Source organism: Streptomyces sp. NBC_00647 (assembly GCF_045207245.1).
In the GTDB taxonomy this organism is placed as follows: domain Bacteria; phylum Actinomycetota; class Actinomycetes; order Streptomycetales; family Streptomycetaceae; genus Streptomyces.
In genome coordinates, this window is record NZ_CP109040.1 from 2,220,592 (window position 1) to 2,244,120 (window position 23,529).

Sequence of the window (23,529 nt, forward strand, 5' to 3'; positions counted from 1 at the left end):
GTCTGTTCCCCGTTTCCGCCCAGCTCAGAGTGCCCGGAGGCCACTGATCACGTCGCGCAGAATACTCTCGTCCGGCAGCTCGGCAGGGGGTACGGGACGTGTCACATGGACCATTTCGTCGTCCACCAGGTCCCCGATGAGGACCCGCACCACTCCGATGGGCAGATCGAGTTCCGCCGCGAGTTCGGCGACCGACTGGGGAGCGTCACGGCAGAGTTCGACGATGTCCACGTGTTCCGGGGACAGTGTGTGGTCGGCCTCGGGGTCCTCGGCGTGCTGTTCCGTGACCACTACCGCGATCAGATCGAGGCGGTGCTGGGCCGCGCTGGTGGTGCGGCCGCGTGTCATGGCGTACGGACGGACCACCGGTCCGGCCTCGTCGTCGAACCAGTGGCGTGTTCCCTGACCGTCTCCGCTCATGTCATCCCACTACCCGCCCGAAGGCAGATCGGTGCGCGGACTGGCGGCCAGATGTACGCCGACCCGCTTGACGAGGAGCGTCATCTCGTACGCGACCTGACCCACGTCCGAGTCGGCGTCCGACAGCACCGCGAGGCAACTGCCGTCACCGGCGGCCGTGACGAACAGGAAGGCCTCGTCGAGTTCGACGACGGTCTGCCGGACGCTGCCCGCCTCGAAGTGCCGGCCGACGCCCTTGGCGAGGCTGTGGAAACCGGAGGCGACGGCGGCCAGGTGCTCGCTGTCCTCCCGGCTGAGGTCCTTCGAGGCCCCGGTCGGAAGGCCGTCGCCGGAGAGCACGATCGCCTTGCGGATGCTGGCGACGCGGTCCACCAGTTCGTCGAGGAGCCAGTTCAGCTCGCCGGACACGTTGCTGGTCGCGGGCCCTGCGGCCTTCGGTGCGGTCATCGACCGTCCCCCTTTGTCGTTCGTCGTGCTGAGCCGTCCTGGGCCTGGTCGCCCACGGCGTTCTCGTCGCGGCCGCGCTGCCAGCCCCGCTGGAGCGAGGCCATCCGGCTGCGTACTTCGCCGGCGTCCCGCTCGGCGGGGTCCGCCCCCGTGCCGCCGCGGGCCTTGTCACGCTCGGCGAGCCGCGCCGGTCCGTCCTTCAACTGCGGGGCCAGACTGGCCTGCCGGACGCGCCGTGGCAGCGGGTTCGTCTCCGATTCCGCCGGGCCCGCCGCGGTGTCACGGCGGGGGGCGGTGTCGTCCGGGCCCGCGTCAGCGGCGGTACCGCGGGTGCGGCGGGGCAGGGCCGGGGCGTCGTGGAGGCCGGGCGCCGGGCGGAGCTCGGGTGCCTCATGGAGGCCGGACCTCTCGGGTGTGCCGGAAGGTCCGCGCGGACCGGGGACACCGGGACGCTCGCCGCCGCGCCGGCCCGACGGCGTGGACCGCTCGCCGCGCCGCTGGGGCAGTGGCTTCATGCCTTCGAGCTCCGCCCCACGACGTTCCGGGCGGTCCGCTTCCTTCATCGGCTCCGGGTCGGACGGGGTGCCGAGGCTCTGCACCGGCTCCAGGTCCTGCCCCGGGTCGCCGTCCGCGTGGTCGCGCCGCGACCTGGCCTGGCCGACAGGACGGCCGTGGGAGCTGACGAGCTTCGGTGTCCGGCGTCGCGGCAGCCCGACAGGAGCGGTGCCCGAGCGGTCGTCGTCACCGGAGCGGGCGGGCTCGTCGCCGCTCTCATCGGTCTGCTGGTGCTGCCTCGCGGGGACGCCGGCTATGGAGCGCCGCGGACGGAACAGTCCTCCGCGTTCGCTGTCGTCGTCGCCGAGGGCGCCGGGGAATCCGGTGAGCGTGTCCAGGTCGACGGGCGCGTCCAGCTCGACGGGGCCGTCCAGGATCGAGGCGGGCAGTCCCGGCAGACGCACCGGCGCCTGGGTGAGTGCCGCCCTGCGGCCCTCCTCCGACTCGGCCTCCTTGGCCGGCAGGGTGCGGTCGAGGCGGAATCCGATGCCGTTGGTGTCCGGCACGTCGTCGGTGAGCAGGGAGTCCGGCATGAAGACGACCGCGGTGGTGCCGCCGTACGGGGACGGCTGGAGCGAGACGCGGACGTTCTGCCGCTGGGCGAGCCGGCTGACCACGAAGAGACCGAGCCGGTCGGTGTCGGAGAGTTCGAACTCGGGAGTCTCGGCGAGCCGCAGGTTGGCGTCGAGCAGCGCCTCGGCCGCCATACCGAGGCCGCGGTCGTGGATCTCCAGGGTGAAGCCGTTGGCGACTCGTTCGCCGACCACGTGAACTGCCGTGTGCGGGGGCGAGAACACCGTGGCGTTCTCCAGGAGTTCGGCCACGAGATGCGTCAGGTCGGCGACGGCGGGACCGGTGACGGCCACTCGCGGCAGGCGGCGTACCTCGATGCGCTCGTAGTCCTCGACCTCGGCGACGGCGGCGCGGACGATGTCCATGAGCTGGACCGGCTTGCGCCACTGCCGGGACGGCGCGGCGCCGGACAGGATGACCAGGCCCTCGGCATGGCGGCGCATACGGGTGGTCAGGTGGTCGAGGCGGAACAGGTCGGCCAGTTCGTCGGTGTCCTCGGTCCTGCGCTCCATGGTGTCGAGCAGGGTGAGCTGCTTGTGGAGCAGTACCTGGCTGCGGCGCGCGAGGTTGACGAAGACCTCGGAGACTCCCTCGCGCAGTTCGGACTGCTTGACGGCCGCCTCGACGGCGGCGCGCTGAAGGGTGTTGAGGGCCTGGCCGACGTCGCCTATCTCGTTTCTGTCGTACTCCAGGCGCGGCACTTCGGTCTCGACGTCGACCTGCTCGCCGGCGGAGAGACGGCGCATGACGCTGGGCAGCCGTACACCGGACGCCTCATGGGCCTCCAGGCGCAGCCGTCGCAGGTCGCGGATGAGGCTCCGGCCGATGCGCACGGACATGACGAGCGAGATCAACAGGGCGATCAGGCCGATCACTCCGGCGACGACGGCCTTGAGGATGACGGCCATGGCCACGGGCCTGACCCTGTCCTGGTAGTGGTCGCCGGCCCGGTCCTCGAGGGTGCCGAGTTCGTCGAGCACCGGTCCGGCCGCGGCGTCCCAGCTCTTCGCGGTGACGCCGCGTGGCGAGCCGGTGGTGGAATCGGCGACGGCCTGCTCCGCCACGTGCAGGGACACCATGGCGGCGTTCTTCTCGTAGCGCTCGAAGCGTTCGCGTTCCGAGGCGGGCAGCAACGGCAGGCTCACGTCGTACAGGAGTGCGCGCTGGGCCACGAGGTCGGAGATGTCACGGAGTTCGTCGCGCGTGATGCGACCGGTTACCAGCGCGGAGCCGAGCAGGGCGTCCTCGCGGGAGAGCAGTTCGCGGGCACGGGACACGTTCACGAGAGCACGGCCCTGCTTGTCCAGCTCCACGTTGTCGACCACGTGCAGGTTGGCCAGCAGGACGTAGCAGGGGTCGATCAGACGGTTGTAGAGGCCGAGGGCCCCGGCCCGGTCGACGGTGCCCTCCTCGACACCGGCGCGCAGCGAGTCGATCCCGTCGATCGCTTCGAGGAGGGAGGTGAGGCGCTCCGAGGTGCCCCCGCTCAGCTCCTTGCGTACGTCCGTGTCCTTGGCGTTCCTGCGGACCTTCGCGACGATCCGGTCCGTGGCGCTCCGGCTGCGCTGGAGGGCCGCGAGTCCGTCGGAGGCGCGGGGATCGGCCAGATAGACGAGCGTCTGGCGGCGTTCCCGCTGGAGGACCCTGACGGTGTCCTCGGTCGGATAGGCGATCTTCTCCACGATGTCCGACACGCTGAAGAGCTGACTGGCCTCACGCCCCGTGAGTACGGTCGCAAACGCCCAGATCGCGGTCAGGGACACAAGGGGCACGAGGAGCAGCGCCACAATCTTCCGGCGGATGGACTTCCCGCGAAAGCGCATGGCCTCCCCCAGCTCGACCCCCTCCGTCCGGGGGTACACAGGTGCGTCAACAAACGGCGTGAGCCTACTACTGACTCATAGGTAACTCGAAGACCCGTCCGGTCGCGCAGCCGCTCGACGGGGAACGGGACATGGGGAGTTGTCCGTTCATTGGGTGAGATTGCCTCCCTGAATCCGGCACTTGGTGCCGGATCACATCGGAGCGGGGAACTTCGTCAGTTGGCCGAAATTCTTCGCTCGTTGGGAATCTTCGGGGCAGGTCGTTCGTCTTTCTGTACGGGAATTGAGGGCGGAATCGGCCACAGGTGCCGCATGCCGCGCTCAGGCGGCGTAAAAGAGCGCAAGCCGGGCAGCCACTGGGGAGCGGGAGTCGCGAGACACCCGTGCGAGAGGGTTGCTGGGCGGTGGGGAGTGACGAGTTGATGGGCACGGCGGAGCGGAGCGGGGCACCCGGGACACGGGATGCGACACGCGAGGCGGCAGAACTGGCCACTCAGGCCCGGGATCACGACATTCCGGCGACCGAGCAGGGTCAGCCGGACAGGCGGCGGACCGCGACAAACGGGCGCGTCGTCGCGGACGTCGGGGACACTGCCACGGACATACGCGGCCGAGCCGATGAGATGGGCGCCGCCACGGACGGACACGAGAGCCACGACGAGCAGGCGTACTACCGGCCGCTGTGGATCGAGGAGCCCGCGCGCAGGCGCCGGCTGCCCGATCCGGTGCGCACGTCGGCCGTGCGCGCGGTGCTCATCATCGCGGTGACGCTGACGCAGGCCGTGGTGGCCTTCCTCTGCACGATGGCGGGGTCCTGGCTGGCCTTCCCGATGGTCCTGAGCAGCGTGGCCAGCACGGTTGTGGCCACGTGGGGTGCCCTGGACGTCTGGGTGACACGGCAGGTGTGGAACCAGCGGAACGGCGTGGTGTCGGTACCGAGCAGCACCGCGAGGGCACTGCGGCGCGAGCGCCGCAAGGCCCGGCGTCAGGCACGGATCGCGGCGCGGGCCCAGGAGCGGATACGCAGGCGGGGCGGGGCCGGGCAGTTGTCGCACTCGTAGCGGAGCGGCAGCCGCGTCCACCTCGGGCCCCGAGTGCGCGGAGCGACGCGTTCCGACGCGTTGCGACGGAGCCTGAGGTGGATCGCTGCTCACGCGGCCGGGCCGACCCAGGAGGAACGGAACGGATCTCCTGGCCTCGCGTCGGCCGCCTCCGGCGTGATCCCAGGGCGCATCCTCACAGGGCGGCCGGCTCCACCGGGTCCTCGTTGCGCGCCAGTTCACGGCGGACGCGCATGAAGGGGCGGGGGCGGTCGATGCCGAGCACCGCCGTCGTGCGGTCGGCGCGCTCGTAGAGGGCGAGGAAGCCGCCCTCGGCCGGTCCGCCCTCATCAAGGGCTCCCTCGACGATCCGGACCGTGTCCGAATCCCGCCTCCGCCCCGCGAACTGGAGCCGCGCACCGTACTGGTCGGACCAGAAGTAGGGCAGGGACCGAAAGGCCGTCACGGTGCGCCCGGCGAGCAAGTTGCCCACCGCGACGCGGGGTTGCTCGGTGGCGGAGGTCCAGTGTTCGGCGCGGGTGCCGCCGACCCGGGCGACGTCACCGACGGCGACCACCTGCGCGAGTCCGGTCGCACAGCCGTCGTCGCACAGCACACCGTCGTTCAGGGCGAGCGTCGATCCCGCGAGCCAGCCGGTGTTCGGGGACGCACCGATCCCCATTATCACGACATCAGCGGGCAGGAAGCGCCCGTCGGACAGTTCCACTCCGATGACCGCGCCGGGCGACGCGCCACCACTCCCCCGGATCCCGGCGACGCCGGTTCCGGTGACGAGGACGGTGCCTGCGCGCCGGTGCAGTGCGGCGCACACGGCGGCCATGTCCGGGCCGAGTTGAGGAAGGAGGGGCAGCGGGGCAGCCTCGACGACGGTGACGTCATGGCCGAGGGCGGCGCACGAGGACGCGGTCTCGGCGCCGATGAAGCCTCCGCCGATCACGACCACGCGGCGCTGTCCCGCGGTGAGTTCCGCGCGCAGGGCACGGGCGTCGTCGAGGGTGCGCAGCGTGTGCACGCCGACGAGCTCGTCGCCGGGCAGACGGCGAGCGGAGGCGCCGGTGGCGATGACCACTCCGTCCGTGGAGACGGTGCGGCCGTCGTCCAGGAGGACGGTGCGGCCCCGGGCGTCGAGACCGCGGGCGCGTACACCGAGGAGCCACTCGGCGTCGAGTTCCTCGCTCTCCTCGGTGTCGGTCAGGGCGAGTTGGTCCTCGCCGGCGCGACCGGTGAGGAAGTCCTTGGAGAGAGGAGGCCGGTCGTACGGGCGGTGGGGTTCGTCACCGACGATCACCAGGCGTCCGTCGAAGCCCTGGGTGCGCAGTTCTCGGGCCGCGTACAGACCGGAGAGTGAGGCACCGACGACGGTCACGGTCCTCATACGGCCCGCCCTTCGTCGGCGGCGAGAGCGGTGACGCGGCCTCCGGGTGCGAGGGTCACAGCGGTCATGCGGCGGTGCCCTCCTCCACGGCGAGGTGGACGTGGATGATTCCGTCGTCGACGGTGACGCGGTGGGTACGGACGGGACGGCGCGCGGGCAGGCACGTCGGCCGGCCGGTGCGGAGATCGAATGAGGCCGCGTGCAGCGGGCATTCGATCAGGCAGCCCTCCAGCCAGCCCTCCGAGAGGGAGGCGTCCTGGTGGGTGCAGGTGTCGTCGATGGCGTACAGCTCACCGTCGGCGTTGAACACGGCGACCGGTGGCGTGGTCTCCACACGGACGGATTCGCCCTCGGGGAGGTCTTCAAGGCGGCAGACGGGAATCATGGGCCCCCCTCTCGGTCCGGACGTCTCGTCCGCGACCTCAGGTCCAGGTCGTCGGGAACCTTCCGGGTTCCGGACGCTTCGGTAACATGATGTTTCGCATGGCGCACGAGGGAGCGCTATGCGCAACAGAATCCGCGCGGGGATCCCGTCACGTCAAGGGCTTCCCGCAGATGCGGCCCGAACACGGCCGTCAGGTGGTGAGAGTTGACCTATGACCCGCACGCAGAAGCAGGCTGAGCGCACCGAGGAGACCCTCGAGAAGCAGAGCGGCAGAGGCACGGGCAGCGCCGTCCAGTCGGTGGACCGCGCCGTGAGCGTGCTGGAGATCCTCGCCCGGCTCGGCGAGGCGGGCGTCACCGAGATCGCCGAGGAACTGGACGTGCACAAGTCCACCGCGTTCCGGCTGCTCGGCGTCCTGGAGAACCGTGGCCTGGTCGCCCAGGCCAAGGACCGCGGCAAGTACTACCTGGGAGCAGCCATGCTGCGCCTCGCCGGGGCGGCGGCGGTACGCCTCGACATCTCCCAGGAGGGCGTCCCGGTCTGCCGCGAACTCGCCGACGAGCTGGGCGAGACCGTCAACATCGCGGTCCTGGACGACGACGCCGCGGTCAACATCATGCAGGCCCGCGGCACGGCGTCGGTCACGGCGCAGAACTGGCTGGGCAGACGCACGCCGCTGCATGCCACGTCCAGCGGGAAAGTGCTGCTCGCGCACATGCCGCCCACGCTGCGGGAGGGTCTGCTGGCACGCCCTCTGCCGCGTTTCACGGAGCGCACGATCACCGGGCCGTCCACGCTGCGCGGCGAGCTGGAGGCCGTGATCGAGCAGGGGTACGGCATCACCCTCGAGGAGTTGGAGCTGGGGCTCGCCGCCGTGGCCGCTCCGGTGCGGGCGCACGACGGCAAGGTGATCGCCGCGATCAGCGTGTCGGGGCCGGTGTACCGACTGAACGCGGACCGCTTGCCTGAGCTGGCCAAGCGGACGGTGGCGGCGGGGGCCGAGTTGTCCCGCCGGATGGGCTACGGCTTCTGAGACGGCGCTTGTTCGCCGGCATCGGCGCCCCCTCGGGCGCACACCCGCTCCACGGCGCAGGGCCGGGATTCCACCGGCCCCGCGCCGTCGTGTGTCGGCCACGTTTCGGGCCTCCCGTTCCTTTTGCCAAGGGTTAACTCCCACCCCTTGACGGCCGCCTGACGGCGTTCTCAATATGTTCCTCATCACGCAACCCATCGTGCATTGCGCAACAGCAGAGGAGCTTGTCGTGCCCCACGAGGTCCGTGCCGTAGTCGCCGTCAAAAAGGGCGCACCCGTCGAGGTGCAGACGATCCTCGTTCCCGACCCGGGCCCCGGTGAGGTGCTCGTCGACGTCCAGGCCTGCGGGGTCTGCCACACGGATCTGCACTACCGGGAAGGCGCGATCAACGACGAATTCCCCTTCCTGCTGGGTCATGAGGCGGCCGGTACCGTCGCGGCGGTCGGCGACGGCGTCACGGACCTGGTCCCCGGCGACTACGTGGTCCTCGCCTGGCGCGCCCCCTGCGGCACCTGCCGCTCCTGTCGCCGCGGCCGGCCCTGGTACTGCTTCGACTCGCGCAACGCCACACAGCCGATGACGCTCCTCGACGGCACCCCCCTGAGCAACGCCCTCGGAATCGGCGCCTTCGCCGAGAAGACCCTGGTCGCGGCCGGGCAGGCGGTGAAGATCGACCCGGCGGCGCGGCCGGAGGCCGCGGGGCTGATCGGCTGCGGCGTGATGGCCGGATACGGCGCCGCGGTCAACACCGGCAACGTCGGACGCGGCGACACCGTCGCCGTCATCGGCTGCGGCGGCGTGGGCAACGCCGCCATCGCGGGCGCCTGTCTGAACGGCGCGATGAAGGTCATCGCCGTCGACATCGACGACAAGAAGCTCGACCTGGCGGAGAGGTTCGGCGCCACGCACACCGTCAACTCGCGGGGAACGGACCCGGTCGAAGCAGTCCGCGCGCTGACCGACGGCTTCGGAGTCGACATCGCCATCGACGCGGTGGGCCGGCCCGAGACGTACAAGCAGGCCTTCTACATGCGCGACCACGCGGGTGTGCTCGTCCAGGTCGGAGTGCCCGACCCCGAGATGAGGATCGACCTCCCGCTGATCGACCTGTTCTCGCACGGCGGCGCCCTGAAGTCCTCCTGGTACGGCGACTGTCTGCCGAGCCGCGACTTCCCGTTCCTCATCGACCAGTACCTGTACGGGCTGCTGGACCTCAACGCCTTCGTCAGCGAGACGATCTCCCTCGATCAGGTCGAGGAGGCGTTCACGAAGATGCACCGGGGCGAGGTGCTCCGGTCGGTCGTGGTCCTGTGAGCGCCTCGGGCACCTTACGGGCCGGACGCGTCGTCTCAGCCGGCACGTTCGGCCGTACACACGCGGACCGGCCGGCCGGCGAGACCGCCGTCCGCGACCCGCTCCTCCTTCCCGGCAACACGGTCGTCCCCAGCGGACACGGCTCGGACCGCACGGTCGCCGCCCAGCGGCCCCGCGTCCCGGCCACCTGAGCGCGTTCACTCCCCCACCCCGGCAAGGAGGGGCATGTCCAGCACGCCCGCAACCCGTCCCCGCGTGGTCGTCATCGGCGCCGGCATCGTCGGCTGTTCCCTCGCCGACGAGCTGACCGCCCGCGGCTGGACCGACGTCACCGTTCTCGAACAGGGTCCGCTGCCCGCCCCGGGCGGCTCCACCTCGCACGCACCGGGCCTGGTCTTCCAGACGAGTCCCTCCAGGACACTGACCGCGTTCGCTCGCTACACGGTCGAGAAGTTCTCCTCCCTCACGGTGGACGGCGTCTCCTGCTTCGACCAGGTCGGCGGGCTGGAGCTCGCGACCACCCCCGAACGCCTCGCCGACCTGCACCGCAGGGCCGGATACGCGGCCGCCTGGGGGGTCCGCGGCGAGATCGTCAGCACCGACCGGTGCAAGGAGCTCTGGCCGCTCCTCGACCGTTCGGCCGTCCTCGGCGGCTTCCACACCCCGGACGACGGCCTGGCCCGCGCCCTGCTCGCGGCCCGGGCCCAGATGGAGCGCGCGACCGAGCGGGGCGCCCGTTTCCTCGACCGCCACACGGTCACCGGCATCGAGAAGGCGGACGGCAGGGTCACCGGCGTCGTCACCGACCGGGGCACGTTCCCCGCCGATCACGTGGTCTCCGCCGCCGGCTTCTGGGGTCCCGTCATCGGGCGCATGGCCGGAGTCGACGTACCCCTGCAACCGCTCGCACATCAGTACGCGAGGACACAGCCGCTCCCCGAACTCGCCGGAGCGGCGTCCGAAGCCTCGAAGCCCATCCTCCGCTTCCAGGACCGCGACCTCTACTTCCGTGAGCACCACGACCGCATCGGCATCGGCAGCTACGCCCACCGGCCCCTGCCGGTCGACCCGTTCGGGATCCTCCCCTACGACGAGGCACGCGCGAACGACATGGAGATGCCGTCGTCGTATCCGTTCACCGAAGAGGACTGGGCGCCGAGCTGGGACGACTGCCGCCGACTGCTTCCCGCCCTGCGTGACACGGAGATCGAGGAGGGCTTCAACGGCGTCTTCTCCTTCACCCCGGACGGCATGCCGCTGCTCGGGGAGTCCCGGCAGCTCCGCGGCTTCTGGCTGGCCGAGGCCGTCTGGGTCACCCACTCCGCCGGTGTGGCGAAGGCGGTCGCCGAGTGGATGGTCGACGGGCGTGCCTCCATCGACCTGCACGAATGCGACCTCGCCCGCTTCGAGGACGCACAGTGCTCACCGTCGTACATCCGCGAGCGCGGCTCACAGCAGTTCGTCGAGGTCTACGACATCCTGCACCCCCTCCAGCCGATGGAACAGCCGCGCCCCCTGCGCGTCAGCCCCTTCCATGTCCGGCAGGAGCAACTCGGCGCGCGCTTCCTGGAGGGCGGCGGCTGGGAGCGGCCGCACTGGTACGAGGCGAACGCCCCGCTCGTCGACACACTCGGTCCCCTCCCCGAACGCGACGCCTGGTCGGCCCGCTACTGGTCCCCCATCGCCGCGGCCGAGGCGCGGGCGACCCGCGAGAAGGTCGCCCTCTACGACATGACCCCGCTGCGCCGGCTCGAGGTCACCGGCCCCGGCGCCCTCGCCTTCCTCCAGCGCATGACGACCAACAACCTCCGCAAGAAGCCCGGCGCGGTCACCTACACGCTGCTCCTCGACGAGACCGGCGGCGTACGCTCCGACCTCACCGTCGCCCGGCTGGCCCCCGACCGCTTCCAGGTCGGCGCCAACTCCCCCGCCGACCTGGACTGGCTCCTGCGGCACGCACCACAGGACGTGCACCTCAGGGACGTCACCTCCGGCACCTGCTGCATCGGCGTGTGGGGTCCGCTCGCCAGGGACCTCGTCCAGCCGCTGACCCGCGACGACTTCTCGCACGAGGGCTTCGGCTACTTCCGCGCGAAGGAGACATACCTCGGGCATGTCCCCGTCACCGCCATGCGGTTGAGCTACGTCGGGGAGCTCGGCTGGGAGCTGTACACCACGGCCGACCTGGGACTCAGGCTCTGGGACACGCTCTGGGAGGCGGGCCGCCGGCACGGGGTGATCGCGGCCGGGCGCTCGGCCTTCAATTCCCTCCGCCTGGAGAAGGGGTACCGGGCCTGGGGCACCGACATGACCGACGAGCACGATCCGTACGAGGCCGGTGTCGGCTTCGCCGTCCGCATGGACAAGGACGGCTTCGTCGGCCAGGAGGCCCTGCAGGGCCGCGCGGCGCGGGAGCCCGCGCGCAGGCTCACCCCGCTCCTCCTCGACGATCCCTCCGCCGTCGTCCTCGGCAAGGAGCCCGTCCACGTCGACGGCGCACCCGCGGGCTACGTCACCAGCGCCTCGTACGGCTACACGCTCGGGCGCTGCGTCGCCTACGCCTGGCTGCCGGCGCTCGCCACCGGCACGGGCGTGCACATCGACTACTTCGGCGAGAGGATCCCCGCGACCGTCTCCGAGGAACCACTCTTCGATCCGAAGATGAACCGAATCCGCCGTTGAATCCGATGAAGAGGCAAGAGCCGGACAAAAAGGCTGGAGGAGGCCCTGTGTCCCCCACGTATGACGTCATCGTGATCGGTCTCGGCGGCATGGGCAGCGCCGCCGCCCACCATCTGTCCGCCCGAGGCGCCCGTGTGCTCGGGCTGGAGAAGTTCGGCCCGGTGCACAACCGCGGCTCCAGCCACGGCGGCTCGCGCATCACACGGCAGTCCTACTTCGAGGACCCGGCGTACGTCCCGCTGCTGCTGCGCGCCTACGAGCTGTACGACGAGCTGGAGCGGGCGACGGGCCGTGACATCGCCACCCTGTGCGGCGGCGTGATGGTCGGGCACCCGGACTCGCGGACCGTCTCCGGTTCGCTGCTCTCGGCGCAGCGGTGGGACCTGCCCCACGAGATGCTGGACGCGACGGAGATCCGGCGCCGCTTCCCGACCTTGAATCCGCACGACGACGAGGTCGCACTGTTCGAGGCGCGGGCGGGGCTGCTCCGCCCCGAGAACACCGTCGCCGCGCACCTCCAGCTCGCCACCCGGCAGGGCGCCGACCTGCAGTTCGACGAGCCGATGACCCGCTGGGAGCCCTACCGGGACGGCGTGCGGGTGCACACGGCCGAGAACACCTATACCGCCGCTCAGCTGGTGATCTGCCCGGGGGCCTGGGCGCCGCAGCTGCTCACCGATCTGGGGGTGCCCTTCCGGATCGAGCGGCAGGTCATGTACTGGTTCCAGCCGACCGGCGGGGTCGGGCCGTTCGTGCCCGAGAGGCATCCGATCTACATCTGGGAGGACCCGGCCGGAGTCCAGGTCTACGGCTTCCCCTCCATCGACGGACCCGAACTGGGCGCGAAGGTCGCCTTCTTCCGCAAGGGCGTCGAGTGCACCCCGGAGGACATCGACCGGACCGTGCACGAGGACGAGATCCGGGCCATGGCGGAACACATGTCCCACCGCATCCCCGATCTGCCCGGCGCCTTCCTCAAGGCCGCCACCTGCATGTACTCCAACACGCCCGACGAGCACTTCGTCATCGCCCGACATCCCGCGCACCCGGAGTCCGTCACCGTGGCCTGCGGGTTCTCCGGACACGGCTTCAAATTCGTACCGGTCGTCGGTGAGATCCTCGCCGACCTCGCCCTGGACGGCTCCACCGAGCACCCCATCGGCCTGTTCGACCCCCACCGCCTCGCCGCCGCGCCCGCCTGAGGAGTCCGCACGTGACGACGATCCCCGTCTCCCCGTCCCCGCTGTCCCCCAGCCTGATCGCCACGCTCCCCGGGCACTACTACACCGACCCGGAGATCTTCCGGCAGGAGCAGGAGCGGCTCTTCGAGTCGATGTGGTTCTGCGCGGTGCGCTCCGCGGATCTCGCGAGGCCCGGAGCCTTCCGCACCGTCCAGGTCGGCCGGGAGAGCGTCCTGATCACCCGTTCCCGCACGGGTGAGCTGCGTGCCTTCCTCAACATCTGCCGGCACCGGGGTGCCCGGCTGTGCACCGAGGAGTCGGGCGAGGTGCGGCGCAACCTCCAATGCCCGTACCACGCCTGGACGTACGACCTCGACGGCAAGCTGGTCGCGGCGCCGAACCTGGTGAAGATGCCGGACATCGACCGCGTCGAGTACGGCCTGGTCAAGGTCGCCCTGCGCGAGTGGCTCGGCTACGCCTGGGTGTGCCTGGCCGACGAGCCGCCCTCCTTCGAGGAGACGGTGACGGGCGCGGCCGTGGAGCGGCTCGGCACCACGGCGGCCATCGAGCACTACGGCGCCGAGAACCTCGCGCTCGGCCGGCGCGTCACCTACGACGTACGGGCGAACTGGAAGCTGATCGTCGAGAACTTCATGGAGTGCTACCACTGCGCCACCATCCACCCCGAACTGACCGAGGTGCTCCCGGAGTTCGCGGACGGGTACGCGGCCCAGTACTACGTGGGCCACGGGGCCGAGTTCGGGGAGGAGATCAAGGGCTTCACGGTCGACGGCAGCGAGGGCTTCGCCAAGCTGCCCGAGGTCGCGGACGACCAGGACCGCCGCTACTACGCGATCACCGTGAAACCGACGGTCTTCGTCAATCTGGTCCCGGACCATGTCATCCTGCACCGCATGTTCCCGCTCGCCGAGGACCGCACGGTCGTCGAGTGCGACTGGCTCTACGCCCCGGAGGTCGTCGAGTCGGACGCCGACGTGTCCAAGTCGGTGGAGCTTTTCCACCGGGTGAACGAACAGGACTTCGAAGCCTGCGAAAGGACACAGCCGGCGATGGCGTCACGTGCGTATCGCAACGGTGGTGTGCTGGTTCCGACAGAGCATCACATCGGGGTCTTCCATGCGTGGTTGATCGAGCGACTGGGAGGCCCACGTGCCTGACCTGTACATCGACGGATCGTGGCGGGGCGCGCTCGACGCGCGGACCCGCGAGATCCGCTGCCCCGCCGACGGCTCGCTGGTCGGAGTCGTCGACGAGGCCGGCGGCAAGGACACCGTGGAGGCGATCGCCGCCGCGCGCCGCGCCTTCGACGAGGGCCCCTGGCCCTCGGTCCCGTCGGCCGACCGCGGTGACCTGCTGCTGCGCGTCGCCGATCTCCTCGTCCGCGACAAGCACGCCCTCGCCCGCGCCGAGTCGCTCGACACCGGCAAGCGGCTCGTCGAGAGCGAGTACGACATCGACGACATCGCGAACTGCTTCCGCTACTTCGGCCGGCTGGCCGCCGCCGAGACCGGCCGGGTCGTCGAGACGGGCACGGAGAGCGTCGACAGCCGCGTCGTGTACGAACCCGTCGGGGTCTGCGCGCTGATCACTCCGTGGAACTACCCGCTCCTGCAGACGGCCTGGAAGGTGGCGCCGGCGCTGGCCGCGGGCAACACCTTCGTCCTCAAGCCGAGCGAGCTGACTCCGCACACGGCGATCCATCTGATGCGGCTCCTGGAAGAGGCGGGAGTGCCGCCGGGCGTTGCCAACCTGGTGCTGGGCGCGGGCCCCGAGGCGGGCGCCCCGCTCGCCGACCATCCGGACGTGGACCTGGTCTCCTTCACCGGGGGCCTGGCGACCGGGCGCCGGCTGATGGCCGCCGCGGCCGGGACGGTGAAGAAGGTCGCCCTCGAACTCGGCGGCAAGAACCCCAACATCGTCTTCGCCGACGCCGACTTCGAGACGGCCGTCGACATGGCGCTGACCGCGGTCTTCCTGCACTCCGGGCAGGTCTGCTCGGCGGGCGCGCGACTTCTGGTCGAGGACTCGCTGCACGACCGGTTCGTCGACGAGGTCGTACGGAGGGCCTCGGAGATCCGACTGGGCGGACCGTTCGACGAGCGGGCGCAGACCGGGCCGCTCATCTCCGCGGCGCACCGCGCCAAGGTCGAGGCGTACGTCGCCAAGGGCCTGGCGGAAGGAGCGGTGCTGCGCTGCGGTGGCACCCGGCCGACGGGCCCCGGCTTCGACGCGGGCTTCTACTATCCGCCGACCGTCCTCGACGAGTGCAGCGGCGACATGTCCGTGGTCCAGGACGAGTCGTTCGGGCCCGTGCTCACCGTGGAGCGCTTCAGCGGCGAGGCGGAGGCCGTGCGCCTCGCCAACGACACCATCTACGGACTGGCGGGCGCCGTCTTCAGCACCGACGAGGCCAAGGCCCAGCGTGTCGCGGCCCGTCTGCGGATCGGCACGGTATGGATCAACGACTACCACCCCTACGTCCCGCAGGCCGAGTGGGGAGGCTTCAAGCAGTCCGGCTTCGGGCGCGAACTCGGGCCGTCGGGACTGGCCGAGTACCGCGAGGCCAAACACATCTGGCGCAACACCGACCCGTCCCCGCAGGGCTGGTTCGCCTGATCCTGATCGTCCGGGGCGGCTCACCCCTGCCGCCCCGGCGCACCGACGCGGACATGGCGCCCGCGTAGCACCCTCATGGAACCCGGCACCCGCACGAGCCGCTCCCTCACCCCGCCCCCAGGCCCACCTGGAGTCCGCTCATGACGACCACCGAGCAACCGTCCGGCCCACAGCACCACGACGACGCCGAACTCGCCGAGTTCGGCTACAAACCCGAACTCAAGCGCACCCTCGGCAACTTCCACACCTTCGCCGCCGGCATCAGCTACATCTCCATCCTCACCGGCACCTTCCAGCTCTTCTACTTCGGCTACGGCAGCGGCGGTCCCGCCTACTGGTGGTCCTGGCCGATGGTCTTCGGCGGGCAGTTCATGGTCGCCCTCTGCTTCGCGGAACTGGCCGCGCGCTATCCCGTAGCGGGCTCCGTCTACAACTGGTCGAAGAAGATAGGCAATCCGCATCTCGGCTGGCTGGCCGGCTGGATGATGCTGATCGCCTCCATCGTGTCGATCTCGGCGGTGGCACTCGCCTATCAGCTGACGCTCCCGCAGATCTCCGACACCTTCCAGTTCGTCGGGGACGGGACCGGGAAGTACGACGTCGCGACCAACGCGGTCGTCCTGGCCACGGTGCTCATCCTCTTCACAACCCTGGTGAACGCCTTCGGCGTGAAGCTGATGGCCACCATCAACAGCGCGGGCGTGTTCATCGAGCTGATCGCCACCGTCGTCCTCATCGTGCTGTTCGCCGTCCACATCACCCGGGGACCGCAGGTGGTGACGGAGACGGCGGGCACGGGCGCCGGGCACTCGTCCGGCTATCTGGGCGCGTTCCTGGTCGCCTCGCTCGCGTCGGCGTACGTGATGTACGGCTTCGACACGGCGGCCTCGCTCGGTGAGGAGTCCCTGGACCCCTCCCGCAACGCCCCGCGGGCCATCATCCGCGCGATCGTCGCCTCGTTCGTCCTGGGCGGCCTGGTGCTGCTGCTCGCGCTCATGAGCGTCTCCAGCCTGAAGGGGGAGAAGCTGTCCACGGACGGCCTGCAGTACATCGTGCTCGACGTGCTCGGCCCGACGGCGGGCAAGGCGATGCTGTGGTGCGTGCTGATCGCGGTCACGGTGTGCGCGCTCGCGGTGCACACGGCGGCGATCCGGCTGGCCTTCGCGATGTCCCGGGACAACAACCTGCCCGCGTCCGCCCTGATGGCCCGGGTCAGCCCGCGCTTCAAGACGCCGGTCCTGCCCGCCGTGATCATCGGCATTCTGGCCGTGGCGATCCTCGTCGTGAACATCCGCCAGCCGCAGATCTTCACCGTGGTCACCAGCATCGGCATCATCATGATCTATCTCGCCTACCTCGGTGTGACCGCCCCGATGCTGGTGGCCCGGCTGCGCGGCACGTGGCAGCCCGCGGGCGAGGGGAAGTTCTCGCTGGGCCGCTGGGGTCTGCTCGTCAATGTCCTCGCCGTCGTCTGGGGCGCGGTCATGACGATCAACCTGATCTGGCCGCGCGCCGAGGTCTACAACGCCGCCGCGCCGTTCCACTGGTATCTGCGCTGGGGCGCGGTGCTGTTCGTCGCCGTCATCGCCGGCGGCGGCTTCGCCTACTACTGGTTCGTCCAGCGCCACCGCACCGGCGTCCTCGACGAGCACCGGCTGCAGCCCGCCGTCACGGCTCCGATCACCGCTCCGGCGGCCGACTGAAGGAGGGTCAACAGCTGATGAGCAACGATGAGTTCGACTATGTCGTGGTGGGCGGCGGTACCGCGGGGAATGTGGTCGCGGCCCGCCTCTCCGAGGACCCGTCCGTCACCGTGTGCGTCCTGGAGGCCGGACCCAGCGACGTCGGCGACGACGACATCCTCAGACTGGACCGCTGGATGGGCCTGCTGGAATCCGGCTACGACTGGGACTACCCGGTCGAGCCGCAGGCCACCGGCAACAGCTTCATGCGGCACGCCCGCGCCAAGGTGCTCGGCGGCTGCTCCTCGCACAACTCGTGCATCGCCTTCTGGGCTCCCGCGGAGGACCTCGACGACTGGGCCGCCGCGGGCTGTACGGGCTGGAGTTCGGCCGAACTCTTCCCGCTCTACCGGCGGCTGGAGTCGAACGACGCTCCGGGAGACCACCACGGCCGCACCGGCCCGGTGAAGCTGCGCACGCTGAAGGGCGAAGACCCGTGCGGCGCCGCCCTGCTGGAGGCGTGCGCGCAGGCGGGCATCCCGACCACGGCGTTCAACAGCGGCACGACGGTGGTCCGGGGCGCCAACTGGTTCCAGATCAACTCCGACGAGAACAACATCCGGCAGTCCTCGTCGGTCGCGTACCTCCACCCGGTCATGGGCAAGCGGCCGAACCTCTCGGTGCGGACGGGGGTGCGGGCGAAGAAGCTGGTCCTGGAAGGCCGCAGGTGTGTCGGCGCCGAGTACCTCGACCCGGATCTGATCCACACCCGGACGGTCCGCGCCCGCCGCGAGGTGATCGTGTCCTGCGGTTCCATCGACACGCCGAAGCTCCTGATGCTGTCCGGCATCGGGCCCGCCGGGCACCTGCGCGAGGTCGGCATCGACGTGGTCGTGGACGCGGCGGGCGTCGGCGAGAACCTCCAGGACCACCCCGAGGGCGTCATCATGTGGGAGGCGAAGCGGCCCATGCCCACCACGTCCAGCCAGTGGTGGGAGGCGGGCATCTTCTACGACACCGAACCGGGCCTGGACCGGCCCGACCTGATGTTCCACTACGGCTCGGTGCCGTTCGACATGAACACCGCGCGGCACGGATTCCCCACGTCGGAGAACGCGTTCTGCCTCACCCCGAACGTCACGCGCGCGAAGTCCCGCGGCACCGTGCGGCTGCGCACCCGCGACTACCGGGACAAACCGATGGTCGACCCGCGGTACTTCACCCACGAACACGACGTGCGGGTGATGACGTACGGGCTGAAGCTGGCACGGCGGATCGCCTCGCAGCCCGCGCTGAGCGGCTGGGCGGGCGCGGAACTGGCCCCCGGGCCGGACATCCGCTCCGACGAGGAGCTGCTGGACTACATCCACAAGACCCACAACACCGTCTATCACCCGTCCTGCACCGTGAAGATGGGCGCGGACGACGACACCTCGGCCCCGCTCGACGCACGGCTGCGGGTCAAGGGGGTCGAGGGTCTGCGGGTCGCGGACGGTTCGGCGATGCCGGATCTGATCTCCGTGAACCCGTGCATCACCACGATGATGATCGGCGAGAAGTGCGCCGACATGCTGAAGGAGGACGCGTAGACGAGCGCCGCCGCGAGGGCGAGGGGCAGTAGCGACATGCGGCGCCGTCGCGTCGGCCGACCGGCCACGGACGGCCCGCAGTCGCCCCTCCGCCGTGTCCCTACGGGGCGATCGGCGCCGGGCGCTTGTACATCCGCGTCGCGGTGATCTCGGTGTGCACGGTCTCCCCGGCGGGCGCCTCACGCGGCAGTCCCGGTCGCAGATGCTCCTCGACGCTGATGTACTTCAGCCCGGCACGCAGGTCGGCGTCGTTGCGCAACCGGATGACGAGGGGGAACTCGGCGAGCGCGGTCGTGTCGAACAGACCCGTGGTGTAGAGGAGCTGGACGCCGAGCGCGTCCGAGACGGCCCGCTGGAGCTCCAGCAGATACGTCGCGTTGGCGCGCCCGATGGGGTTGTCGAGGAACAGGGTGCCCGCGTGCCGGTGCTTGTCACGGCCTCGGTCGTTGCTGCGCAGCGCGGCCATCGTGCAGTAGAGCGCGATGGCCGCGGTGAGCAGCTGACCGCCGGAGAACACATCGCCCATCTGGCCGACGGGGACCCGTTCGGCGCGCAGGACGGCGTCCGGCTTGAGGATCTCCACGGCAATGCCCTTGGGCTGGAGCGCGGCGCCGACCCCGCGCAGCAGCAGCGACATGCCGTCGCGCCGCATGTCGGAGTTCTTCTTGACCGCCGCGCGGGTGGCCTCGTCCACCACCTCGCCGAGCCGCTCGGTGAGGGTGGCCTGGTCGGGTTCCTCGAAGCGGATGCGCAGGAACTCCTGCCCGGACCACTCCCCGAGCCCTTCCGGCAGCCTGGACAGCCGCTGCGCGGACCGCAGGGTGGCGAGGGCGGACTCCACGAGCCCGCGCAGCCGGTCCACGATCGAGTCCCGGTTGCGCTCCAGCTGCTCCAGTTCGTCGGTCAGCACCCGCAGCCGGGGCGCGAACGCGTCCGCCCACTTCTGCGCGTGCTCGGGCAGCGAGGAGGCGGGCAGCTCGCGGATCTGCTGCCGGGCGGGCGTGCGCACCTGCTCGTAGCGCGTGGAGTTGGCATGCCGTACGAGGATGTCGCTCGCCTCGCGGACGGCGGCCTCGGCCGCGGAGAGGTCGGCGGCGCAGCCGCGCAGCGAACGGCGGCTCTCGGCGGCGGAGTTCCGCGCCTCCTCGAGGGTGCCGGGGTAGGGCTCGGGCTCGTCCTGCTCCTCGTCGGAGTGCTCCCGGATCAGGTCCCTGAGCAGGGCGGACGTCTCGTCGAAGCCGCCGGCCGCGTCCTCGGCGGACCGGTGGGCACCGAGGAACTCGGCGTGCGACTCGCGTGCCTGGTTCAACGCCTCGGTACGGGCGGCGAGTTCGGTCGTGGCGGTGCGCAGCAGGGCCTGCGCGTGCTCGGCGTCGCTCGGGACCAGGTCATCGGCCAGCTCGGTGTGCGCCTCGCCGTCCTCGGGCGCGTGCCGCTCGGCCTCGCCGCGCAGCCGCCCGAGCTGTTCGCTCGCGGTCGACATCCGGGTCTCCAGGAGCTGCACCAGTTCGTCGGCCCGCGCCGCGGCGGCCTGCCGTGAGGGGCTGTCGGAACCGTCCGGCGACTCCAGGAGCTGCGCGGCGCGCGTGCGTACCTTGTTGCTGAGGCGGTCCAGTTCCGCGAGCGCCGCGCTCTCGTCGCTCTCGGCCCGGGCCTGTTCGGCCCGCAGATCGGCGCCGACGCCGACCTGCTCGTACAGCTGCGACGCGGCTCGGTACGCCTCGCGCAGAGCGGGCAGCGAGGCCTTGGGCGTCGCCGTCCCGTCCTGCGTCACATCGTCGGGGGCGCCCGCGATCTCCGCGCGCTCGGCGCGCAGCGCGCGGGCCGTGCGGCGGGCGTCGTCGGCGGCGCGTTGGGCGGCGCGACGGTCCTCGTCGGCGGCGCGGGCACGCTCCAGGCACACCTGGGCCCGAGCCTCCGACTCCGCGGCCTCGTCGGCGAGTTCGCGCACCTTGACCTGCCATCCGGCGCGCTCGCGGAGCCGGAAGGCGAGTCCGGCGAGGGCGTCGGCCGCGCGCCGGGCCTTCTGTGCGGCCTCCTGCCGCTCGTCACGTACATGGGCGGCGTCGGCCGCCGTCTCGTCGGCTTCCGCCCGGACGGTACGGGCCTCGGCCAGCTCGGCCTCGGCCTCCTCCGCGAACGCGCGCGCGTCCCGGGCGGTCGCGGCGAGCTCGATGAGCCGCCCGGCCGGGCAGCCGGTGCGCCAGGACGCGAGCCGCGCGGCCAGCTCCCGGTCCTTGCCGAGCCGGGCGGCGAGGGTACGGATCTCCTCGTCGCGCAGGCCGGTGCGGGCCCGGAGTGTCTGGCGTTCCTCGTCGGCCGCGTGCTCGTCGTGCATGGCCGGGTTCGGCGGTACGAGGAAGACGCCGCCGTCTCCCGCGTCGGAGGCCGGAGTCGGGGCGAGCAGGGCGGCGGCCGTACCGACGGCCACCGCCGAGCGCGGCAGCAGCGCCGCGTCGCTGAGGGCCTCGCGGGCCCGCGCGTGGGTGTCGGGGTCGGTGATGATCACGCCGTCGACGAGTTCAGGCCGGGCGGCCAGCACGCGCGCGTGGTCGACGGGGTCGACGGCCTGCGCGAGGTAACGCCAGCCGGGCAGCGCGGGGATGCCGTGCTCACCCAGGTATTCGACGGTGGCCAGGACGTCCGGGCCGGGCGGCAGCAGCCCGCCGTCGCCGAGCGCCCCGAGAATCCGGGCGTCGTCGGCCGCGGCGGTGCGCAGTTCGAACAGCTGCCGCTCCGCGGAGGCGACTCCTTCGTCGAGGAGTTCGCGGAGTTCGTCGGCGTACCGGTCGAGCTCTTCAGGCGTCAGCGGCGCGCCCCCGGACGAACCGGCGGGTCCGTCGGACTCCTCGTCGCGGCGGGGCTGCGGAACGCCGGCGCGGGCGCCGGCACCCGGCAGACTGAGCAGCTCCGCGAGCCGCTCCTCCTCCGCCAGCGCCTTCGCCGTGCGCCGTTCCGCTTCGTACGACCGTTCCGCGGCTGTCGCCGCGTCGGCCGCGCGGGCCGCCGTCAGCTCGGCGCGGGACTCGGCGGACGCCGCCTCCCGTGCGTGGTCCGCGGCGCGCCGCGACGCCTCTCGGGCGGTGTCCCAGGCGGCGACGGCCGACTTCTCCGCGTCGCTCGCGGCGAGGGCGGCCCGGGCGGGGTCGGCGTCGGGGGCAGTGTCGTCGAGCCAGCCGGCCCGGACCGCCTCGGCGGTCTCCTGCTCGACCTCGGACAGGCGCTGCCGCAGATGACCGACCTCGCTGCGGGCGCGCTGGGCGGCGGTGGCGGCGGACGTCGAGTCGGCGTGCGCCGTCTCGCCCACCTCCTGGAGGCCCGCGGACCGCTCCTCCTCCTCGTTGGCGAGGGATTCGGCGCCCTCGGCGGCCCGGTGCAGGGCGCGGACGAGGTCGACGGCGGCCCGGGCGCGGGCGGCGAGCGCGGGAGCGGCGTCCCGTTCGGCCTCGCGGATCGCGTCGGCCACGCGGGTCGAGCGGTCTGCGGCGGCGCGGTGCCGCAGGACGAGCTCGGCGGCCTGCCAGGCCGAGTGCAGCGTGCGCGCGTCGGCGAGCTCGCGCTTCTGCGCGGCAGCGGACTTCTCCGCGCCGGCGAGCGCCAGCGAGGCGTGCCGGTAGGCGAGTTCGGCGGCGATCAGCGCGCTGCGCTCACGGGCGCCCTCGGCATGGGTGACGGAGTACGCGGCGGCGGTCACGCGCTGGGCGAGCTCACCGGCGCGCACGCGCTCCCGCACGGCCCGCGCGGACAGCCGGCGTGCCAGCGTCCGGGTCCGCCGCTCGGCGCCGGTGTGGATGTCACGCGCGCGGGCTCGTGCCTCGGCGGCGTCGACGATCCGGCCGAGCAGATCCACGGAACCGGCGGTGAAGTCGCGTTCGGCGATGAGTTCGGCGCGGCGCCCCAGCTTGTTGCCGAAGCCGCCGACCAGGTCGGCGAGCCCGTCGGTGTCGCGGGTGTCGGTGACCGCGCGCAGCAGGAGATCGGTGAAGTCGGAGTCCTTCTTGACCGCGAAGAGGCCGGCGGCCTCGCCCTCGTCGGCGTTCATCTCCCGCTGGTAGCGGAAGAGTTCGGGGTCCAGACCCAGGTCGCCGAGGTGTTCGTTCCAGCGGTCGTGGATCTCCTCCCAGTGCACCTCCAGGTGCGGGTAGGCCTTGCCGGCCTCGGTGATCGCGTCGCGGAAGCCCTTCATGGTGCGCCGACGCCCCTGCGCTCCGGAGGCGCCCTCGACGGGCGGTCGTACCGAAGTGGCTTCGGCGACGGGCAGGTTGTCCAGGCTGAGCCCCGGTCCCGGCCGGAACGAGTACCAGGCTTCGGCGAACTTCCGCGGGTCGTTGGAGACCTGCCGCCCTCGCCACTCGCTGGCCTTGCCGACCACCACGCACTCGCCGGTCAGCGTGTGCTGCCACTCCAGGGCGACGTGTCCGCAGTCGTCGGCGAGCAGGAACTTGCGCAGCACGCCGGAGCTGGCGCCGCCCAGGGTGTTGCGGTGTCCCGGGAGCATCACCGAGAAGATCAGCTTGAGCAGGACCGACTTGCCGCCGCCGTTCTCCAGGAAGAGCACGCCGGCGGGCGCGGGCCGGCGCGGCGGGCCGACCGGCTCCTCCTCGAAGAACTCCGCCTGGGTGGGCGCGGGGTCGGGCACGGGCTCGCCGACACCGCGCAGATCCAGCACGGTGTCGGCATAGCGCGCACCGGCGGGCCCGATGGAGTAGAGGCGGACCCGGGACAGCTCGTACATGGCGGCGGACTCTCGTAGTCGTAAAGGGAGGTGAGG

16 protein-coding genes are annotated in these 23,529 nt (G+C 71.4%); 10 read left to right on the forward strand and 6 right to left on the reverse strand.

The window, feature by feature from the left end:
* Positions 1 to 24: 24 nt before the first annotated feature.
* Genes OG788_RS09770 through OG788_RS09780 form a run of 3 tightly spaced genes read right to left on the reverse strand, consistent with a single transcriptional unit; the run spans position 25 to position 3,818 of the window.
* Positions 25 to 420 carry a DUF742 domain-containing protein gene (locus OG788_RS09770; RefSeq protein ID WP_266756317.1) on the reverse strand — a complete coding sequence of 132 codons (396 nt, stop codon included), beginning with the start codon at positions 418 to 420 and terminating at the stop codon, positions 25 to 27.
* A gap of 9 nt (positions 421 to 429) precedes the next feature.
* Entirely contained in the window at positions 430 to 867 is a 438-nt protein-coding gene (locus tag OG788_RS09775; protein ID WP_406370181.1) for a roadblock/LC7 domain-containing protein, read from the reverse strand.
* Positions 864 to 3,818: a nitrate- and nitrite sensing domain-containing protein gene (locus OG788_RS09780; RefSeq protein ID WP_406370182.1), complete on the reverse strand. Its 2,955-nt coding sequence runs from the start codon at positions 3,816 to 3,818 to the stop codon at positions 864 to 866. Before OG788_RS09780 ends, OG788_RS09775 begins: the two co-directional genes overlap by 4 nt.
* A 422-nt stretch (positions 3,819 to 4,240) precedes the next feature.
* Between OG788_RS09780 and OG788_RS09785 the strand changes: the two genes are divergently transcribed.
* On the forward strand, positions 4,241 to 4,879 hold the full coding sequence (locus OG788_RS09785) for a hypothetical protein (RefSeq protein WP_406370184.1): 639 nt from the start codon (positions 4,241 to 4,243) through the stop codon (positions 4,877 to 4,879).
* A 175-nt stretch (positions 4,880 to 5,054) separates the two neighbouring features.
* On the opposite strand, the gene OG788_RS09790 is transcribed toward OG788_RS09785, so the two are convergent.
* Positions 5,055 to 6,254 (reverse strand): NAD(P)/FAD-dependent oxidoreductase, encoded by a 1,200-nt coding sequence (locus tag OG788_RS09790; protein WP_406370186.1) that lies wholly within the window; start codon positions 6,252 to 6,254, stop codon positions 5,055 to 5,057.
* A 64-nt stretch (positions 6,255 to 6,318) separates the two neighbouring features.
* Positions 6,319 to 6,639 (reverse strand): bifunctional 3-phenylpropionate/cinnamic acid dioxygenase ferredoxin subunit, encoded by a 321-nt coding sequence (locus tag OG788_RS09795; protein ID WP_406370188.1) that lies wholly within the window; start codon positions 6,637 to 6,639, stop codon positions 6,319 to 6,321.
* Positions 6,640 to 6,850: 211 nt separating this feature from the next.
* Here OG788_RS09795 and OG788_RS09800 point away from each other — a divergent pair, with 211 nt between their 5' ends.
* The 9 genes from OG788_RS09800 (at position 6,851) to OG788_RS09840 (ending at position 18,758) form a co-directional block, all read left to right on the forward strand.
* Entirely contained in the window at positions 6,851 to 7,672 is an 822-nt protein-coding gene (locus OG788_RS09800) for an IclR family transcriptional regulator (RefSeq protein WP_356757245.1), read from the forward strand.
* A 229-nt stretch (positions 7,673 to 7,901) separates the two neighbouring features.
* On the forward strand, positions 7,902 to 8,987 hold the full coding sequence (locus OG788_RS09805) for an S-(hydroxymethyl)mycothiol dehydrogenase (protein ID WP_406370190.1): 1,086 nt from the start codon (positions 7,902 to 7,904) through the stop codon (positions 8,985 to 8,987).
* Complete coding sequence (locus tag OG788_RS09810) at positions 8,984 to 9,178, forward strand: hypothetical protein (protein ID WP_406370192.1); 195 nt, start codon at positions 8,984 to 8,986, stop codon at positions 9,176 to 9,178. The genes OG788_RS09805 and OG788_RS09810 overlap by 4 nt, the downstream gene beginning before the upstream one ends.
* Before the next feature lie 34 nt (positions 9,179 to 9,212).
* Positions 9,213 to 11,669, forward strand: coding sequence for an FAD-dependent oxidoreductase (locus OG788_RS09815; protein WP_406370194.1), 2,457 nt, complete (start codon positions 9,213 to 9,215; stop codon positions 11,667 to 11,669).
* Positions 11,670 to 11,716: 47 nt separating this feature from the next.
* Positions 11,717 to 12,871: an N-methyl-L-tryptophan oxidase gene (gene solA, locus OG788_RS09820; RefSeq protein WP_406370196.1), complete on the forward strand. Its 1,155-nt coding sequence runs from the start codon at positions 11,717 to 11,719 to the stop codon at positions 12,869 to 12,871.
* A gap of 11 nt (positions 12,872 to 12,882) precedes the next feature.
* On the forward strand, positions 12,883 to 14,028 hold the full coding sequence (locus tag OG788_RS09825; protein ID WP_406370198.1) for an aromatic ring-hydroxylating dioxygenase subunit alpha: 1,146 nt from the start codon (positions 12,883 to 12,885) through the stop codon (positions 14,026 to 14,028).
* Positions 14,021 to 15,487: an aldehyde dehydrogenase family protein gene (locus OG788_RS09830; protein WP_406370199.1), complete on the forward strand. Its 1,467-nt coding sequence runs from the start codon at positions 14,021 to 14,023 to the stop codon at positions 15,485 to 15,487. The genes OG788_RS09825 and OG788_RS09830 overlap by 8 nt, the downstream gene beginning before the upstream one ends.
* Positions 15,488 to 15,627: 140 nt before the next feature.
* Positions 15,628 to 17,190, forward strand: a complete 1,563-nt coding sequence (locus OG788_RS09835) for an APC family permease (RefSeq protein WP_406370201.1) — start codon at positions 15,628 to 15,630, stop codon at positions 17,188 to 17,190.
* 17 nt (positions 17,191 to 17,207) lie between these two features.
* The gene (locus tag OG788_RS09840) at positions 17,208 to 18,758 is read left to right on the forward strand and encodes a GMC family oxidoreductase N-terminal domain-containing protein (protein WP_356757238.1); all 1,551 of its coding nucleotides are present in this window, start codon (positions 17,208 to 17,210) and stop codon (positions 18,756 to 18,758) included.
* 100 nt (positions 18,759 to 18,858) lie between these two features.
* On the opposite strand, the gene OG788_RS09845 is transcribed toward OG788_RS09840, so the two are convergent.
* The gene (locus OG788_RS09845; RefSeq protein ID WP_406370203.1) at positions 18,859 to 23,493 is read right to left on the reverse strand and encodes a hypothetical protein; all 4,635 of its coding nucleotides are present in this window, start codon (positions 23,491 to 23,493) and stop codon (positions 18,859 to 18,861) included.
* Positions 23,494 to 23,529 lie beyond the last annotated feature (36 nt).

Coding starts and splice junctions, on each gene's coding strand:
- OG788_RS09835 (WP_406370201.1), top strand. CDS start 15,628: ATGACGACCACCGAGCAACCGTCCGGCCCACAGCACCACGACGACGCC.
- OG788_RS09780 (WP_406370182.1), bottom strand. CDS start 3,818: ATGCGCTTTCGCGGGAAGTCCATCCGCCGGAAGATTGTGGCGCTGCTC.
- OG788_RS09840 (WP_356757238.1), top strand. CDS start 17,208: ATGAGCAACGATGAGTTCGACTATGTCGTGGTGGGCGGCGGTACCGCG.
- OG788_RS09845 (WP_406370203.1), bottom strand. CDS start 23,493: ATGTACGAGCTGTCCCGGGTCCGCCTCTACTCCATCGGGCCCGCCGGT.
- OG788_RS09800 (WP_356757245.1), top strand. CDS start 6,851: ATGACCCGCACGCAGAAGCAGGCTGAGCGCACCGAGGAGACCCTCGAG.
- OG788_RS09795 (WP_406370188.1), bottom strand. CDS start 6,639: ATGATTCCCGTCTGCCGCCTTGAAGACCTCCCCGAGGGCGAATCCGTC.
- OG788_RS09785 (WP_406370184.1), top strand. CDS start 4,241: ATGGGCACGGCGGAGCGGAGCGGGGCACCCGGGACACGGGATGCGACA.
- OG788_RS09775 (WP_406370181.1), bottom strand. CDS start 867: ATGACCGCACCGAAGGCCGCAGGGCCCGCGACCAGCAACGTGTCCGGC.
- OG788_RS09790 (WP_406370186.1), bottom strand. CDS start 6,254: ATGAGGACCGTGACCGTCGTCGGTGCCTCACTCTCCGGTCTGTACGCG.
- OG788_RS09815 (WP_406370194.1), top strand. CDS start 9,213: ATGTCCAGCACGCCCGCAACCCGTCCCCGCGTGGTCGTCATCGGCGCC.
- OG788_RS09770 (WP_266756317.1), bottom strand. CDS start 420: ATGAGCGGAGACGGTCAGGGAACACGCCACTGGTTCGACGACGAGGCC.